Raw genomic sequence first — 15,572 nt, forward strand, 5'->3', positions numbered from 1 at the left:
CCATCGCGGGCCTGAGACAATCTCGTCCATGAGTGACCTGAGCGAAAACAATCCCCCCGCGAACCACCCCCAACCCAACACCGAATTGCCGCCAGGCTGGTTCGAAGTGCTGTCCATGGACATGGACGCCCAAGGTGTTGCCCGTCAACCCGACGGCAAGGTGGTATTCATTGACGGCGCCTTGCCTACGGAGTTGGTCAGCGCCAACATCCATCGCAAGAAAAACAGCTTTGAACGCGGCAGCCTGACGGCCATCCACCGTGAATCCTCTCAGCGCGTGACGCCAGGCTGTCCGCATTTCGGCTTGCATGAAGGCGCTTGCGGCGGCTGCAAGATGCAGCATATGCATGTGTCGGCCCAGGTGGCCGTCAAGCAGCGGGTGCTCGAAGACAATCTCTGGCATCTGGGCAAGGTCAAGACGGAAATGATGCTGCGCCCCATCGAGGGACCGGCCTGGGGCTACCGTTATCGCGCGCGCCTGTCGGTGCGCTATGTGATCAAGAAGCAGAAAGTGCTGGTCGGCTTTCACGAGCGCAAGAGCCGCTACATCGCCGACATGGAAGTCTGCCGCGTGCTGCCGCCCCATATCGACAACATGCTGATGCCGCTGCGCGCGCTGGTCGCTTCCATGGATGCGCGCGAGACCCTGCCGCAGATCGAAGTCGCCTGTGGCGATGACGTCACCGCGCTGGTGCTGCGCCACATGGAGCCGCTGTCCGAAGGCGATCAGGAGAAGCTGCGGGCGTTTGCGGCCGCGCAGAATGTGCAATGGTGGCTGCAGTCCAAGGGCCCGGAGACGGTGCAGCTGATGGATCCGCAAGGCCAGCAGCTGTCGTACAGCCTGCCGGACTTCGGCATCACCATGCCGTTCAAGCCCACCGACTTCACCCAGGTCAATCCACACATCAACCGGGTGCTGGTGACGCGCGCGCTGCGTCTGCTCGACGTCAAGAAGACCGAGCGCGTGATCGACTGGTTCTGCGGACTGGGCAATTTCACCCTGCCGCTGGCCACACAGGCCCGCGAAGTGCTGGGCATCGAAGGCAGCGAAACCCTGGTGGCCCGTTCGCACGAAAACTACCAGAAAAACCAGGAGCAGCGGCTTGCGGGCGATGCGCTGGCGCCCACGGATTTTGTGGCGCGCAACCTGTTTTCCATGACGCCCGAAATGCTGATCGCCGACGGCGTGGCCGACAAGTGGCTGGTGGATCCGCCGCGCGAAGGCGCGTTCGCGCTGGTACAGGCGCTGGCCGACATCCACCAGGCGCGCATCGGCGCCGAAGATGCGCCAGCCTTGCCCGAAGGCAGCGAATCCTGGGAGTTTCCGCAGCGCATTGTCTACGTGAGCTGCGCCCCGGCGACGCTGGCGCGTGATGCCGACCTGCTGGTCAACAAGGCGGGTTACCGCTGCACCTCCGCCGGCGTGATCAACATGTTCCCGCACACCGCCCATGTGGAAAGCATGGCCGTGTTCGAGCGGGCCTGAGCTTGCGTCTGGCCAGGCAGCGCCGCCTGGTCATGTTCCCGCCGACGAAGTCGTGCGCGTCCTGCTCTTGTGTGTTCTGTTTCACGAACGTGCCCAGCTCCTGAGTTTCTGGGTTTCTCTCAGTGCCATGCGGGGAGCCTTTTCAGACGCGCCACCGTTTGAAACCCCTTGGTTTCGAGGTGGGACTGAGGGTTGTGGTTCTCAGGAGTTGGGTCTTGTCCTGTGAAGAGATTTCACGCGGGATTGCAGTGCTGACCGGACTCCGGGGGCTGGCTACCGGGCCTTGTTGACATGGTGTGTGCTGTGGATTTTCCCGCTTCCATGTGCTGCAGCATGTGCCTTGGCGATTTCTTCTCGGGACATCCGTTGTTCCAATGCAGCGCCCGGGTTTCGTGGATCCAGACCATGTTGCGCATGCAGGCGTAAAACGGCTGTTTGAATTTTCTGGGCTTCGTCTATGGATTTTTGTAAATCCTGTACGAGTTGGGACAGCATGTGGAGACTCATGGCGATTTCCTGAAAGTGTGGCGGGCGTTGACGCCCGGCATGACAGCAAGAGATTCGTGCCAAATTCCACCGGGCAGTTCCCCGCAGCGCGCATATTCAGAAAGGGCAGACAGCCCATGCTTGGGGCAGGTGCCTGAGCCCACCTGTGCCGTGGTGCGGGAGAGCCTGGCCCTGGTGCCGGCGGCCAGCCACCCGCCGTGAGCCCTTGCGCAGGGCATTGGGCTGTCAGGCGCGCATCAGCTGCGGTTGCGCTGAGTCGCTGGGCGCAGTTCCGTTTCTATGTCGGCATCCTGAGCCGAGGCCCGTGCCGGCTTTTCATGCTGGGTGATGACCGAAGGCGTGCCTTCGATCTTGTTCTCGCGCATGTATTGGTCCATTTCCTTCCAGCCGGCAAAGACCAGCGCCTTGGTGGACTTGGGGTTGAGCGAGTAACAGTCCTCAAGCCCGCGCAAGGCATGACGGCAGGCGCTACCTACGGCCTTGGCCTCGTTTTCCCGCGCGATGGCCTGTGGCGTGGGCCCGAGGCCGGGGATGTCGCAGCCTGCCAGAAGCAGCAGGGGTATGGCGAAGAGAGCAGACCGCATGGTGGTGAGGGCGTAATTGGACATGTCTGTTCCTTATCGGCAGCCGGCGCGCAAAGTTGAGGGCGGTCTGTGTTGCTTCAAATTCTCGTCCGCGATGAAAAAAGGCCCCGCAGGGCCTTTTTGAGGGGGCAGGGGCGGGTTTAATCGCGCTCGCCACCCATGATGCCCAGCAGGCTCAACATGAACTGGAACACATTGAACAGGTCCAGGTACAGGGCCAGTGTGGCGCTGATGTAGTTGGTCTCGCCGCCGTCCATGATGCGCTTGAGGTCATACAGCATGAAAGCGCTGAAGATGCCGATGCCGGCCACGGAAATGACCATCATGCCGACCGTCGAAGCCACAAACATGTTGACCACGATGCCGACCAGCAGCACTGCCGCACCGACAAACAGCCACTTGCCCATGCCCGACAGGTCGCGCTTGATCACGCTGGCCAGGCTGGCCATCACGAAGAACACGCCTGCCGTGCCGGCGAAGGCCGTCATGATCAGTTCGGTGCCGTTGCTGAAGCCCAGTATCGAGCCGATCAGCCGCGACAGCATCAGGCCCATGAAGAACGTGAAGCCCAGCAGCACGGGCACGCCCGCGGCCGAATGCTTGGTCTTCTCGATGGCGTACATGAAGCCGAAGGCGCCAGCCATGAATACGACGAGGCCGACCACGCCGCCCAGCGATGCCGTGATGCCCGTGGCAACGCCTACCCAGGCGCCGAGTACCGTTGGCAGCATGCTCAGCGCGAGCAGCCAATAGGTATTGCGCATAACTTTGTTGCGCTCTTGCTGCGAGACACCGTAGCCCGCAGAGCCCAGTGTGGTGACTTGATCATTCATTCGGACGCTCTCCTTGAAATATGCATGATTGCATAGCCCATTCTAGGTGGCGACGCCAGCCCTATTTTGCAATACCCTGTTGCCGACATGAGGTTTTAGTGTCGAATGTTTTGCGCAGAAAGTGCCCAGTCATGAGCCGCTTGGCGGCTATGCTGTGGTTTTCGCGGATACCTTGCCTTACAACGGAGCCTTTGCATGAAGACCAAGCACGAACTCGAATTTGCCGACGTGAAAGCCATTGCCGCTGCAGCCGAAGCCGAAGCCCTGAAAAACCATTGGGCCGTCACCATTGCCATCGTCGACGATGGCGGTCACCTGCTGTGGCTGCAGCGCCTGGACGGCGCCGCCGCCATCTCGGCACAGATCGCTCCTTCCAAGGCCAATACAGCGGCACTGGGCCGGCGTGACTCCAAAGTCTATGAGGACATGATCAATGGCGGCCGCACATCCTTCCTGAGCGCGCCTGGCCTCAACGGCCTGCTTGAAGGTGGCGTGGCCATCGTCAAGGACGGCCAGGTCCTGGGTGCCGTGGGCGTCAGCGGCGTGAAGTCGCACGAAGATGCGCAGATCGCCCGCGCCGGCATTGCCGCCATCGGCCTGTGATCCACAGCTGAGCGCCTGGATGTGCCCTGCGGGGCGCACGCGAAAAAGCCGGTCTGATGACCGGCTTTTTTGTGCGTGAAGCGTGGAAAAAAAGCCTGGCTACGCGGAAACAAATCCGTTGGCTGGCAAAACGACCGGACCGGCATTGCTGCCAGGGAGTCGCCCCACGATGAAACTTGTTTTGCTTCCCTATCAAACGTGCACTTTGTCGGCTTCGCTTGATCTGGAAACGGAATTGGAATTATTTGGTGAGAATCAGCTTGCCCAGCTTGGTGGCCTGCAGACGGTAAGGCATGCCGTTGTGCAGGATGGTGACGCACTTGCGGCCTTGCAGCAGATCTGTGCTGTCCATACCCAGAGCACTCTCGGCCAGCAGGGGTGCCAGCTGGATGGGGCTGTTGTTGGCGAGGCCTGTGCGTGGCAGCGAGGAGGCGGTAAGGGTTGCGGGCATGGGTTGATTCCTCAGTACGATTGCTGAATGATATTGATTCTCAATAACAAGTCAACGCCTTGTAGCCCCAAATTTGTAAATAATTGAACAAATCCGGCCCCATCCGCTGGACGGCCCTGGTTTGGGGCATGAAAAAACCCTGCCGTCTCATGCGAGAGGGCAGGGCTGTCTGGGTGGGCTGACGCTTATTTCACCGGATCGGTCACAAAGCCGATCTTGCGCACGCCCGCGCGCTGGGCGGCGGCCATGGCCTGGGCCACGCGCTCGTAGCGCACGTTCTTGTCGCCGCGAATGTGCAGATCCGGCTGGGGATCCTTGGCGCCTTCGACCTGCAGCTGCGTCACCAGCGCTTCGTCGGAGATGGGCTGCGCGTTCCAGTGGTACTGACCGTCGGCGTCGATGCTCAGGTTGACTGTTTCGGGCTTCACGTTCTCGGGCTGGTTGGTCGCCCGCGGCAGGTCCACATTCACCGAATGCTTCATCACCGGAATGGTGATGATGAAAATGATGAGCAACACCAGCATGACGTCGACCAGGGGCGTCATGTTGATTTCGTTCATCACCTCATCGGTATCGTCCTGTGTTCCGAACGACATGGTCAGGCACCTTTCTTCAGCGGCAGCACCTTCGCGGATTCGCCATCGTTTTGCACGTTCACACGGGCGCCGGTCACGAAGTAGGCGTGCATGTCGTGTGCAAAGCTGTTGAGGTTGTTGAGGATGGACTTGTTGCCGCGCACCAGGGCGTTGTAGCCCAGCACGGCGGGAATGGCCACGGCCAGGCCCAGGGCCGTCATGATCAGGGCTTCACCGATGGGGCCGGCCACCTTGTCGATGGTCGACTGGCCCGAAGTGCCAATCGCGACCAGCGCGTGGTAGATGCCCCAGACGGTGCCGAAGAGGCCGATGAACGGCGCCGTGGAACCCACCGAAGCCAGGATGGCCAGTCCGCCTTGCAGGCGGGCGGTGAATTCGTTGATGCAGTTGCGCAGGCAGCGCGTGACCCAGTCGCTCACGTCCAGTGCGTCATGCAGGTGGGCGCTGGACTTGCGGTGGTGGGCCGTGGCTTCACGGCCTTCGAGCGCCAGGTGGCGGAAAGGGTTGCCTTGGTCGGTGCCGAGCTTGGCCAGGCCGGCGCTGAAGTCTTCGCTGTGCCAGAAGTCATTGGCGGCGCGGGCATGCTTGCGGTATTTGTAGATGTCCAGGGCCTTGAGGATGATCACGATCCAGGACACGAGAGACATGCCGATCAAGATGATGGCGACAGCGCGGGTGACAAAGTCCCCTTGGGTCCAGACGTTGGCAATGCCGAATTGGGAATCCATGAATACTCCTGAAAATTATTCGAGAACAAAGTTGATGGGCACGATGTTCCACATGGCTTCGGGAACACCATTGCGCTTGCCGGGCACGAAGCGCCAGCGCTTGACGGATTCAATGGCTTGCTGGTCCAGGCGCTCATAGCCACTGGACTGGCGGATTTCTATGGTCTGCGGCTTGCCTTCGGTGTCGATGAAGACACGCAGCACGACCTTGCCCTGTTCGCCCATGCGCCGGCTGATGGAGGGGTAGCTGGGCTTGGGGTTGTTGAGGTAGGCCGCATTGCTCGAAGGCAACTGGATCACCGGCGGCGCGGGTGGGGCCGGCGGCGCTGGCGGTGCGGGAGGGGCGGGCGGAGCCGGGGGTGCCGGCGGCGCATCCGTCACGGGTGCCGGATCAGGCTCGACCACGCCCTTGGGCGCATTCGGCGAGGGTTTCGGGTCGGCAATGGCCTTGGGCAGAGGGGCCTTGCGCACCACGGGCTGGGGTTTGGGCGGCGGTGGTGGTGGTGGCGGTTTGGGCGGAACGACCTCGGGGGCCGGCGGGGCAATGAACTCGGCCAGCACTTCTGCGGGCACGACGAGTTCCACGGCCTTGCGCATCAGGCCGCTTTGCAGCGCCCAGAGGCCGGCCACGTGCAATACCACCACGGAGCCCACGATGATCATCGTGCGGCTCGTGCCCCCGGCAGGGGCAAATCTATCAGTCTGGGACATATACGGGGAAGGCGGTCAGCGGGCACTGCACGAGGGCAGGTGGAGGAGAAAAGCCAATTTTATTGGCGGCAAATCCACCAGGTGCATCCAACGACGAGGATCAGGCTGCCGAGCAGAACGGAGAGGAGGGCCATGCTTTGCTTTCCAGGATGTTGTTGGCAAGCTGGATCGGCTGGGGTGCTGACATGTTCTGGATGTGAGCAACCGCGCCCGCGGCACCGCACTGCGCGACCACGTCACGGGCGCAGCCTTCGCAGCGACCGCACTGGGTGGCAACACCGAGTTCGAATTGGATTTCGTCGAAACTCATTCCCGCATGCGCGTGGCGTGCGATTTCGCGGTCAGAAACCCGGCGGCAAACACAGACGATCATGGCAGTAGCAGTTGTGGCTGGCTATGGAAGGGATAGCTGGAATTATAAATGAGAACTCATCGCATTCTCAATCGTCTTTTCAGGCCCTTGATGAAATAGGTCTTTCGCCGCCTGGCGGGATCAGTCGGTGAACAGGGCCGGCGTGGCGTCGGCGAGCGTGGCGCAACCGGTCAGCGCCATGGCGATTTCGAGTTCGTCGCGCAGCAGGCGCAGTACATGGGCGACACCGGCCGCGCCGGCGTTGGCCAGGCCCCAGACGATGGGGCGGCCGACCATGACCGCGCTGGCGCCAAGGGCCATGGCCTTGAGCACATCGGTGCCGCGGCGAATGCCACCGTCGACGATCACGGGCAGCTCGGCGCTGGCGCCAGGCATGGCACGCAGTGCCTGCACGATGCGCGGCAGGGCGATGGCGGTGGCGGGGGCGGTGTCCAGCGTGCGCCCGCCGTGATTGGAGACAATCAGGCCATTGACCTGCAGGCGCGCAGCCTGCAAGGCATCCAGGGGATGAAGAATGCCTTTGAGCAGCACGGGCAGACGGGTCTGGGCTTGCAGCCAGGCCAGGTCTTCCCAGCTGGGTGCGTGATGCAATACGCCGGCGCACAAGGCATTGTGGTTGGCAGCGGCGGTCGGTGCACCAAGCCCTTGCAGGTTGACGGCGGAAATGCCTGTCGGGAGATGAAAGCCTGCACGACGCTCGCGGTCGCGCGCGCCGGAAACGGGTGCATCCACGGTCAAGACCAGTGCCTCATAGCCTGCGCGCTCGACGCGCTGTACCAGTTCGCGTGTGAAGCCGCGGTCATGTTGCAGATATAGCTGGAACCACAGGGGGCCGCGGCCGGCGGTGCCGAGTACGGCCTGGGCCGGCACTTCCAGCGGCAGGCTGGCCTGGGTGCTCAGGGTAAAGCCCGCGCCCAGGGCGGCGGCGGCATAGGCGCTGGCCAGTTCGCCGTCGGCATGGGCCAGGCGCTGGTAGGCCATCGGTGCCACCAGCAGGGGGTGGCCATAGTCCTGACCCAGCAGGCGGATGCGGGTATGGCCTTCGGCCAGGGGGCGCAGAACGCGCGGCCACAAGGAAAGATGGTCCCACGCGCTGCGGTTGGCCCGCAGGCTGTGCTCGTCGGCAGCGCCGCCGCTGAAATAGGCCCAGGCATTGGCGGTGAGCACTTCGGCCGCATGCCGTTCGTGGTCTGCGAGGCAGACGATGTCGGGAGAAACGGGCTGGATCGCGGGAAGGGCAGAGGTCATGGGGAAGTGGTGCGCTGGTGGCAGGGAGCACTATGCCATGACGGGTGGCAGCGTCAGACGTCGGCCCACATGCGCAGCAGGTTGTGATAGGTACCCGTGAGCTGGACCATGCTGTGGTGCTTTTCGCCCACTTCGGCGCGCAGCTTGAGCAGGGCCATGTCCATGTCGAACAGCATTTGCCGCTGTTCGGTGCTGCGCACCATGCTTTCGATCCAGAAGAAGCTGGCAATGCGCGCGCCACGGGTCACTGGAGCGACCTGGTGGACGGTGCTGCTGGGGTAGAGGATCAGGTCGCCGGCCGGCAGCTTGATGCGGCGCTCGCCCAGGGGCTCCTGGATCAGCAGTTCGCCGCCATCGTACTCATCGGGTTCGCTCAGAAACAGGGTGCAGGAGATATCGCTGCGTACCCATTGCGCCGGGTTCTGGGAATGCAGAACGGCGCCGTCGATGTGGGCGCCGTAGAAATTGGAGTCACCGCTGTAGCGGTTGAACAAGGGGTTGAAGATGCGCTTGGGCAGGGCCGCTGAGAAAAACAGCGGGTCCCTGCCCAGCGCGGCCCGCACGCTGGCCTGCAACTGGCGCGCCGCATCGCTGTTTTGCGCCAGTTGCTGGTTGTGCTTGAAGGCTTGGGCCTGGCCGCCCGCGCTGGTCTTGCCATCCATCCACGGCGCACCCTCTCCGAGGAGTTGGCGTGCGGCGTGGATTTCCTCGGGGGAGAAAACCTGTGTCAGATGCAGGAACATGGCAGGGCAAAGATCAGGCGGAAGGCCTTGGAGGGCAGTTTAGAAGCGCGACTTCAGAGTCACTTGCACCGAGCGCGCAGCGCCAGGCGTGTAGAAGCCACGATACAGCGAATCCGCGTACAGCTTGTTACCCAGGTTGCTCACGTTGAGCTTGACCGAAGTCTTCTGGTCGAAAGTGTACTCAGCCATGGCATCGACGGTTGCAAATCCGCTGGCCATGATTTGGCGCGCGCCTTCGGGGCTTTGCGTGCTGCGGTAGGTGACGCCGCCGCCCAGGCGCAGTTTGGGAGTCACTGCATAGGTGGACCAGACGCTGCCGCTGTGCTTGGGAGTCAGGCCGGGGCGGTCGCCTTGCTGCTGTGCATTGCCGTTGGGGTTTGCCGCGGTGGTGGTGCTCTTGTCGATCTTGGCGTTGGGGATCCAGGTGTGGTTGTAGAAGATGTCCCACTTCGGCGTGATGTGGCCGGCCAGGTTGAGCTCCATGCCTGCAGCGTGGCGCTTGCCCGACAGCAGGTAGCCTGGGTTGTCCGGGTCGGTGTTGCGCTCGTTGAACTTCTCGCTGTAGAAAGCGGCGACGCCCAGCAGTGCACGTTGTTGGAACAGCTCCCACTTGCCGCCGATTTCCAGGTTGCGGCTCTTTTCCGGTGGTGTGTCGGCCAGGGAGCCCGTGGCGGCGCTCACATTGCCATACTGGTAGGTGTCACCCGACGTGTTGTAGGAAGTGCCGAAAGACACGTAGTACGAAGTCAGGTCATCGGGTTGGAAAATGGCGCCGACGCGCGGGCTCCACAGGCCTTCGGAGCTGGAATCGCCCAGCGAGCCGCTGGCATTGCGGTAGGTGGCCTTGAACTGGTCGTAACGCAGGCCGCCGACCAGCTTGACGGTGGACGTCAGCGACATCGTGTCTTGCATGTACAGGCCCAGGTTCTGGGCCTTGAACGTGTTGAAGGCTACGGGCAGGCGCCTGTCCGGAGCCGAAGCGCCGTTGTTGGGCGTACCGACCGAAGTGATCAAGCCGGGGTTTGTCGAGGAGTTGCCGGCGGCGTTGGCATAGCTGGCGTTGCGGTCCGCGTCGTCATGGTAGTAGTCCAGGCCGGCGATGATCTGGTGCTTATTGCCGCCCCAGTTGAACTCATTGGTGTAGTCGCTCTGAACCTGCGTCATCGTGCTTTCGCCGATGCGGCCCTTGGAGGTGCGCGAAAGCAAAGTGCTGGAGTTGATCTGGTCCAGCGATGTAGGGCGGGTGCCTGCAAAGCCGATCACGCTGGCCAGCAGGTCGCGCTTGTACGTGCCGTGGCGCAGGCGTGTCTGCAGTTCGCCGCCATTGTCAAAGCGGTGGATGTGACCCAGGGTCAGGTATTGGGCCGAGGTGTTGAGGTGGTCGCTGTTGAGACCGTAATAGTTCTTGGCGGGCAGCGTGGGAACGATACGGCCGTTGCTGGCGATCCAGGGGCTGTTGTAGTTGGGACGACCCTTGATGTCCAGGTAGTACAGGCCGACCGAGAACTCGTCGCGCGTACCGATGCCCCAGGAGAACGTTGGAGCGATACCGCGCTTGTCTTGCGTTGCGCCGTAGTTGTCCGAGTTGTGAATCATGGCGTTCACGCGCAAGGCCGAGTTTTCGCCGGTCTTGAAGTTGAAGTCGCCCTGCAGACGGTGGGTTTGGCCGGTGCCCAGGGTGTACGAAGCTTCGTGCTGGTCGATCAGCAGGGGAGCCTTGTTGACCTGATTGACCACACCGCCGGTCGAGCCCTTGCCAAACAGCATGGAGGCCGAGCCTTTGAGCACTTCGACGCGGTCATTGTTGAAGGTGTCGCGCTCGTACAGCGGAGCGTCCTTCATGCCGTCGACGTAGATGTCGCCGGCCTGGCCCAGGGAGAAACCGCGCAGGCGCACGTCTTCTTCGCCGGTTTCGCCAGCCTGGAACGTGACGCCGGCCGTGGTGCGCAGCACTTCACGCAGGTCGTCCTGGTTGCGGTCGGTCATCAGGCGCTCGGTGAACACCGTCACCGATTGGGGGATGTCCTTGATGTCCTGCTTGCCTTTGCCGACCGTGGTCTGCTTGACGCGCAGCGTGTCCTTGCTTTGCACTTCCGCAGCCTCACGCACGGTCACCGTGCCCATGGTCGCTTCCGGTGCGACAGGGGCCTGGGCCCAGCTGCTGACGGAAGCGGCAAGCATCAACGCGCCCAGGGGCAGCAAGGCCTTGTCGGCTGTGGACGCAGGAAAGGCGACGGTGCCGAGAGCGGCATCCGACGTGATGGCGGTTTTTTTCAAGGTAAATCTCCGGAAAAGGAATTCGTTGGCTCAGAGGGCACAGGGGGCTTGTCGGACATCTAGCCGCAGGGCGTGTCAGGAATTTCCCCTTTTTTGTGTCTCTTTGCAGTCGATGCGAATCATAAATAGAAATGCGATTAATTCGCATTGCTTGCGTTTGTTTTTCGCAACGATTCTGGCAATTTCCCTTTTTCCGGACGAAAAAAAGCCGGCGTAGAGCCGGCTTTTCGAGGCACGCGTGAATTACTTCACGTGCTTGCCAATCAGGCCTGCCATTTCGAACATCGAAACTTGGGGCTTGCCAAAGACTTCCTTGAGCTTGGCGTCGGCATTGATCATGCGCTTGTTGGCTTCGTCCTGAAGCTTGTGGGCCTTGATGTAGACCCACAGCTTGCTGATGACTTCCGTGCGTGGCAGCGGAGCCGAACCCACGACCGCGGCCAGGGCCGGGCTGGGGGTCAGCGGTTTCATGAAGGCGGCGTTGGGGGTGCGTTTCTTAGCGGGTGTCGCAGATGCTGCGGCCGGTGCCTTCTTTGCAGTTGCCATGTTGCTTTTCCTAGTTGGGTGAGAATTCTTGACCAATGCCAAGCGTGTGCTTCTTATCGGCTCAGCAGATGCTACTGGGAAATTTTCCGCTTTCCAAGTAGCGCAAGCGCTTTTTTGCCTCGAATTGTTGCGCTAGTGCACTGTAAATGCCTCCGAGGCCCCGGGGAAGGCCATTTCACCCTCGTTTTCCCGGGTCTGGCACGCATCATTGTCATGCGCAACTGCCGTTGCGCAGTGCGCGCCAAGGCCTGTCGCAGCGCAAAAGTGGTGGCTGAATGTCGCTCCGGCCTTGTTCAGGGGCATTTCACGCCGCATGCCGATCGCCACTGGCCATCTGCGTGACGACCGTCCATGGCCGCTAGGCACCGGCGAAATCATGGGCCGCTTCGAGCAACCATTCCCGCAGCCTGGCCACCGCGTCGCTCATGGGGCGAGAGTCGGGTGTCACGAAGTAGTAAGCGTTGGGCGAACGCAAGAAGTGCTTTACCGGCGAGAGCAGTTGGCCCTTGACCAGGTATTGCTCGACCAGGAAGCGCGGAACCAGGCCTACGCCCAGGCCTGCGAGCACCCCGCTGATGACCATGGTGTGGTGCTCGAAGCGCGCGCCGCCCATGGGGTTGGCCAGGTCGATGCCCGCGGACTCGATCCAAAGTTTCCAGTCGAGGGCGCGCGAAGCGAGGTGCAGCCGGGGGGCGGTGGCCACTTCCAGCTCGGACACCGTCGTTCGGCCCGCGAAATAATCAGGGCGACAGACAACAATCGACTCCTCGCCGAACATCAGGTCGGTACGCGCTCCCGGATAGACATCCGAGCCGAAATGGATGGATGCATCGTAGGGCGCGCCGTCAAAGAAAAAGATGCTTGTCATGGCGCTGATGTTGACGACCACTTGCGGATGCTTCGCGTAGAAGTCGGGCAGTCGCGGAATCAACCATTCGACGGCGAGCGTGGGGACACAAGCCAGCTCAACGATTCCCCCGGACCCCTGGTGGGCCATCAGGTCGAGGGTATTGCGCTCGAGCTGTCCCAGCAGATCTCGGACCTGACGGCTGTATGCGGCGCCGGCCGTGGTCAGCGTCACGCGCTTGTTGGCCCGTCGAAACAATTCCACGCCCAGGAATTTTTCCAGCGCAATGATTTGTCGCGACACCGCGCTTTCTGTGATGAACAGGTCTTTTGCCGCGCGGCGCAGATTGAGGTGCGAGGCCGCAGCCTCGAATGCGCGCAGGCTGCTGAGGCTGGGAATGCGTTGTCTCATGGCATGTCTACTTGATGACTTTTAGTCATCATTGTAGGTAAATAATTCGCTTTTGACAGTTTGCTTGATGAGCAATGATTCCGCCTGTCACCGCTCGACAGAGCGCGTGATGTCGGTGCCGAGCAACCCGACCCAACCCACAAGGAAATAAAAATGAAGCGCCTCGTCCGTTCTCTCGTCCAAGCCAGCGTAGTTGCCGGCACACTGGTTTCAGCACTCGCGGTGGCCGCACCGTTTCCTGATAAGCCGGTGCGCATCATCGTCCCGTATCTGGCGGGAGGCTCTACCGACATGGTGACGCGAGTCGTCGGCGACCAACTGTCACTGCTGTGGAAGCAGCCCGTGGTGGTCGATAACCGCTCCGGCGCGGCAGGCATGGTCGGCACCAGCGTTGCCGCCAATTCTCAGGCGGACGGCTATACGCTTTTGGTCGGCTCCGTCGGCGAGTTCGCCATCAATCCGGCGCTGTACAAAAAAATCGCCTACAACGCCGAAACGGACTTTTCCCCTGTCTCGCTGATTGCCCGCGTGCCGAATGTGCTGGTGATCTCGCCGGTGTTTGCCGAGCGCACGCGCATCCAGACCCTGGCCGATCTGGTCGCCTATGCCAAAGCCCACCCGAAAAGCGTGAACATGGCTTCGGCGGGCGCGGGCACGTCGACCCATCTGGTCGGCGAGCTTTTCCAGCGCATGACCAAGGTCGAAATGAGTCATATCCCCTACAAGGGAAGCAGTGCTGCCCTCGCCGACCTGCTGGGCGGCAGTGTGGACGTGATGTTCGACAACCTTCCATCTTCGCTGGCGTTCATTCGCTCCGGCAAGCTGAAGGCGCTGGCCGTGACCACCGCGGTGCGCTCGCCTGCGCTGCCCGACGTTCCCACGATTGCCGCCGCCGCCGGACTGCCCGATTACGACGCCGGACCGTGGTTTGGCGTGCTGGCGCCCAGCAAGACGCCGGATAGCGTCACGAAGAAGATCAATGAAGACCTGGTGCGGGTTTTGCAGCTGCCGGTGGTGCAGGCCAAGATGCGCGAAGTGGGTGCGGAGCCCAGCCCGACAACGCGTACGGAGTTCGCCGAAATCCTCAAGCGTGACCGCGTGAAGTGGGGCGACATTGTGAAAGCCTCCGGCGCCACAGTGGATTGAATCGGCAACGGCGGGGGCGCGCAGCCCCTGCCATCTTTGGTTACATGATGAGCAATATGAACAGCAACTCCTCCTTTGTCGGTACAGACCAGGTCCGTGCGCGTTTCTCGCACGCCATGTCGGCCATGTATAGACAGGAAGTGCCGCAGTACGGGACCCTTGTGGATCTGGTGGCCGATATCAACAGCCACGCGCTGAGCGCCGAGCCCGCGCTGCGCGCCCAACTGGCGCGCGCTGGGGAACTGGAGCGCCTGGACGTGGAGCGCCACGGCGCCATCCGGGTGGGCACGGCGGCCGAGCTGGAAACGTTGCGGCGTCTGTTCGCCGTCATGGGCATGGAACCCGTGGGTTACTACGATTTGTCCGTGGCGGGAGTTCCCGTGCATTCGACGGCCTTCCGCCCGGTGGACGATGCCGCGCTGCTGGTCAACCCCTTTCGTGTGTTCACCTCGCTGCTGCGGCTGGAACTGATTGCGGACCCGGCGCTGCGCCAGAAGGCCGCCGACATCCTGGCGCGGCGCAGCATCTTCACGCCGCGGGCGCTGGAACTGATGGTCCAGTGTGAAACCGAGGGCGGACTGTCCGCCGCGGACGCCGACGCCTTCGTGCATGAAGCCTTGGAAACCTTCCGCTGGCACAGCACGGCCACGGTGGATGCCGGCACCTACCGCGCGCTGCAGGCATCGCACCGCCTGGTGGCGGATGTGGTGTGCTTTCACGGGCCGCACATCAATCATCTGACGCCGCGCACGCTCGACATAGACGCCGCGCAGGCCGCGATGCCCGCGCGCGGCATGGACGCCAAGGACGTAGTCGAAGGCCCGCCGCGCCGCAACTGTCCCATCCTGCTGCGCCAGACCAGCTTCAAGGCGTTGCAGGAAACGGTGCGCTTTACCGACGGCGAGGGCGCCCATACCGCGCGCTTCGGCGAGATCGAACAGCGTGGGGTCGCGCTGACCCGCAAGGGCCGCGCCCTTTATGACGCCTTGCTGACCGAAGTCCGCGAGATGGGCAATGCCGGCAGCGCCGCACCCGACTATTCGCAACGGCTGGAGCAGGTGTTCGCGTCCTTCCCCGACAGCCATGACGCGTTGCGCGTCCAAGGGCTGGCGTTTTACCGCTACAGCCTGACCGCTTCCGGTCGGGCCGCGTCCGGCCGGGCCCAAGCCGGGGCGGGTGCGGACCATGCCGAGGCCGGTCTGGAGCAACTGCTGGCCAAGGGCTGGGTGCAGGCCGACCCCATCACCTACGAAGATTTTCTGCCGGTGAGCGCGGCAGGCATCTTTCAGTCCAATCTGGGCGGCGCGGAACAAAAGCAATACCAGGCCAATGCCGCGCAGCAGGCCTTCGAGGCTGCGCTGGGTGCGCGCGTGCACGACGAAATCGCGCTGTATGAAGCGACGCAGCAAGCCTCCATAGCGCAGTTGCGCGCGCAATTGCGCGGCGCCACCGCCGGGGCCGCGGCAGCCACAGGCCGGAATG

At 62.4% G+C, this 15,572-nt stretch carries 16 protein-coding genes and 1 pseudogene; 4 read left to right on the forward strand and 13 right to left on the reverse strand.

The genetic code is table 11. From position 1 onward, the window contains the following. Positions 1-28 precede the first annotated feature (28 nt). The gene (gene rlmD, locus N0K08_RS19325; protein WP_261502033.1) at positions 29-1,486 is read left to right on the forward strand and encodes a 23S rRNA (uracil(1939)-C(5))-methyltransferase RlmD; all 1,458 of its coding nucleotides are present in this window, start codon (positions 29-31) and stop codon (positions 1,484-1,486) included. 273 nt (positions 1,487-1,759) lie between these two features. Here rlmD and N0K08_RS19330 read toward each other — a convergent pair whose 3' ends face one another. The 3 genes from N0K08_RS19330 to N0K08_RS19340 form a co-directional block, all read right to left on the reverse strand. Then, on the reverse strand, positions 1,760-1,981 hold the full coding sequence (locus tag N0K08_RS19330; protein WP_261502034.1) for a hypothetical protein: 222 nt from the start codon (positions 1,979-1,981) through the stop codon (positions 1,760-1,762). 248 nt (positions 1,982-2,229) lie between these two features. Beyond that, positions 2,230-2,601: a hypothetical protein gene (locus N0K08_RS19335; RefSeq protein ID WP_261502035.1), complete on the reverse strand. Its 372-nt coding sequence runs from the start codon at positions 2,599-2,601 to the stop codon at positions 2,230-2,232. A gap of 116 nt (positions 2,602-2,717) precedes the next feature. Beyond that, a complete protein-coding gene (locus N0K08_RS19340) occupies positions 2,718-3,410 on the reverse strand; it encodes a Bax inhibitor-1 family protein (RefSeq protein ID WP_261502036.1) in 693 nt (230 codons plus the stop codon). 195 nt (positions 3,411-3,605) lie between these two features. On the opposite strand from N0K08_RS19340, the gene N0K08_RS19345 reads away from it, so the two are divergent. Next, positions 3,606-4,013: a GlcG/HbpS family heme-binding protein gene (locus N0K08_RS19345; protein WP_261502037.1), complete on the forward strand. Its 408-nt coding sequence runs from the start codon at positions 3,606-3,608 to the stop codon at positions 4,011-4,013. A 241-nt stretch (positions 4,014-4,254) separates the two neighbouring features. On the opposite strand, the gene hemP is transcribed toward N0K08_RS19345, so the two are convergent. From hemP to N0K08_RS19395, 10 genes are all read right to left on the reverse strand, one after another. Further along, complete coding sequence (gene hemP / locus N0K08_RS19350) at positions 4,255-4,464, reverse strand: hemin uptake protein HemP (RefSeq protein WP_261502038.1); 210 nt, start codon at positions 4,462-4,464, stop codon at positions 4,255-4,257. Positions 4,465-4,649: 185 nt separating this feature from the next. Then, positions 4,650-5,060 carry an ExbD/TolR family protein gene (locus N0K08_RS19355; RefSeq protein ID WP_261502039.1) on the reverse strand — a complete coding sequence of 137 codons (411 nt, stop codon included), beginning with the start codon at positions 5,058-5,060 and terminating at the stop codon, positions 4,650-4,652. A gap of 2 nt (positions 5,061-5,062) precedes the next feature. Further along, the gene (locus N0K08_RS19360) at positions 5,063-5,788 is read right to left on the reverse strand and encodes a MotA/TolQ/ExbB proton channel family protein (RefSeq protein WP_261502040.1); all 726 of its coding nucleotides are present in this window, start codon (positions 5,786-5,788) and stop codon (positions 5,063-5,065) included. Positions 5,789-5,803: 15 nt separating this feature from the next. Next, positions 5,804-6,499 carry an energy transducer TonB gene (locus N0K08_RS19365; protein WP_261502041.1) on the reverse strand — a complete coding sequence of 232 codons (696 nt, stop codon included), beginning with the start codon at positions 6,497-6,499 and terminating at the stop codon, positions 5,804-5,806. 100 nt (positions 6,500-6,599) lie between these two features. Then, complete coding sequence (locus tag N0K08_RS19370) at positions 6,600-6,872, reverse strand: (2Fe-2S)-binding protein (RefSeq protein ID WP_261502042.1); 273 nt, start codon at positions 6,870-6,872, stop codon at positions 6,600-6,602. 120 nt (positions 6,873-6,992) lie between these two features. Then, the gene (locus tag N0K08_RS19375) at positions 6,993-8,120 is read right to left on the reverse strand and encodes an alpha-hydroxy acid oxidase (protein ID WP_261502043.1); all 1,128 of its coding nucleotides are present in this window, start codon (positions 8,118-8,120) and stop codon (positions 6,993-6,995) included. A gap of 53 nt (positions 8,121-8,173) precedes the next feature. Further along, the gene (locus N0K08_RS19380; RefSeq protein WP_261502044.1) at positions 8,174-8,863 is read right to left on the reverse strand and encodes a Fe2+-dependent dioxygenase; all 690 of its coding nucleotides are present in this window, start codon (positions 8,861-8,863) and stop codon (positions 8,174-8,176) included. A 39-nt stretch (positions 8,864-8,902) separates the two neighbouring features. Then, a complete protein-coding gene (locus N0K08_RS19385; RefSeq protein ID WP_261502081.1) occupies positions 8,903-11,044 on the reverse strand; it encodes a TonB-dependent receptor in 2,142 nt (713 codons plus the stop codon). A gap of 339 nt (positions 11,045-11,383) precedes the next feature. Further along, positions 11,384-11,686, reverse strand: coding sequence for an SWIB/MDM2 domain-containing protein (locus tag N0K08_RS19390; RefSeq protein WP_315968018.1), 303 nt, complete (start codon positions 11,684-11,686; stop codon positions 11,384-11,386). A 358-nt stretch (positions 11,687-12,044) separates the two neighbouring features. Further along, entirely contained in the window at positions 12,045-12,944 is a 900-nt protein-coding gene (locus tag N0K08_RS19395; RefSeq protein WP_261502045.1) for a LysR substrate-binding domain-containing protein, read from the reverse strand. Positions 12,945-13,097: 153 nt separating this feature from the next. Between N0K08_RS19395 and N0K08_RS19400 the strand changes: the two genes are divergently transcribed. Continuing rightward, the gene (locus N0K08_RS19400; RefSeq protein ID WP_261502046.1) at positions 13,098-14,090 is read left to right on the forward strand and encodes a Bug family tripartite tricarboxylate transporter substrate binding protein; all 993 of its coding nucleotides are present in this window, start codon (positions 13,098-13,100) and stop codon (positions 14,088-14,090) included. Between the two features lie 47 nt (positions 14,091-14,137). Beyond that, positions 14,138-15,556 (forward strand): annotated as a pseudogene (gene hglS / locus N0K08_RS19405) (2-oxoadipate dioxygenase/decarboxylase HglS); the annotation flags it as partial. Positions 15,557-15,572: the final 16 nt, after the last annotated feature.

Source organism: Acidovorax bellezanensis (assembly GCF_025421555.1).
GTDB classification, from domain to species: Bacteria; Pseudomonadota; Gammaproteobacteria; order Burkholderiales; family Burkholderiaceae_C; genus Comamonas; species Comamonas bellezanensis.

Excerpts from the sequence above, each read along its gene's own strand:
- N0K08_RS19390 (WP_315968018.1), bottom strand. The coding sequence starts at position 11,686 with ATGGCAACTGCAAAGAAGGCACCGGCCGCAGCATCTGCGACACCCGCT.
- N0K08_RS19355 (WP_261502039.1), bottom strand. The coding sequence starts at position 5,060 with ATGTCGTTCGGAACACAGGACGATACCGATGAGGTGATGAACGAAATC.
- N0K08_RS19360 (WP_261502040.1), bottom strand. The coding sequence starts at position 5,788 with ATGGATTCCCAATTCGGCATTGCCAACGTCTGGACCCAAGGGGACTTT.
- N0K08_RS19330 (WP_261502034.1), bottom strand. The coding sequence starts at position 1,981 with ATGCTGTCCCAACTCGTACAGGATTTACAAAAATCCATAGACGAAGCC.
- N0K08_RS19400 (WP_261502046.1), top strand. The coding sequence starts at position 13,098 with ATGAAGCGCCTCGTCCGTTCTCTCGTCCAAGCCAGCGTAGTTGCCGGC.
- N0K08_RS19385 (WP_261502081.1), bottom strand. The coding sequence starts at position 11,044 with ATGCTTGCCGCTTCCGTCAGCAGCTGGGCCCAGGCCCCTGTCGCACCG.
- N0K08_RS19370 (WP_261502042.1), bottom strand. The coding sequence starts at position 6,872 with ATGATCGTCTGTGTTTGCCGCCGGGTTTCTGACCGCGAAATCGCACGC.
- N0K08_RS19375 (WP_261502043.1), bottom strand. The coding sequence starts at position 8,120 with ATGACCTCTGCCCTTCCCGCGATCCAGCCCGTTTCTCCCGACATCGTC.
- N0K08_RS19380 (WP_261502044.1), bottom strand. The coding sequence starts at position 8,863 with ATGTTCCTGCATCTGACACAGGTTTTCTCCCCCGAGGAAATCCACGCC.
- N0K08_RS19335 (WP_261502035.1), bottom strand. The coding sequence starts at position 2,601 with ATGTCCAATTACGCCCTCACCACCATGCGGTCTGCTCTCTTCGCCATA.
- N0K08_RS19365 (WP_261502041.1), bottom strand. The coding sequence starts at position 6,499 with ATGTCCCAGACTGATAGATTTGCCCCTGCCGGGGGCACGAGCCGCACG.
- rlmD (WP_261502033.1), top strand. The coding sequence starts at position 29 with ATGAGTGACCTGAGCGAAAACAATCCCCCCGCGAACCACCCCCAACCC.
- N0K08_RS19395 (WP_261502045.1), bottom strand. The coding sequence starts at position 12,944 with ATGAGACAACGCATTCCCAGCCTCAGCAGCCTGCGCGCATTCGAGGCT.
- hemP (WP_261502038.1), bottom strand. The coding sequence starts at position 4,464 with ATGCCCGCAACCCTTACCGCCTCCTCGCTGCCACGCACAGGCCTCGCC.
- N0K08_RS19345 (WP_261502037.1), top strand. The coding sequence starts at position 3,606 with ATGAAGACCAAGCACGAACTCGAATTTGCCGACGTGAAAGCCATTGCC.
- N0K08_RS19340 (WP_261502036.1), bottom strand. The coding sequence starts at position 3,410 with ATGAATGATCAAGTCACCACACTGGGCTCTGCGGGCTACGGTGTCTCG.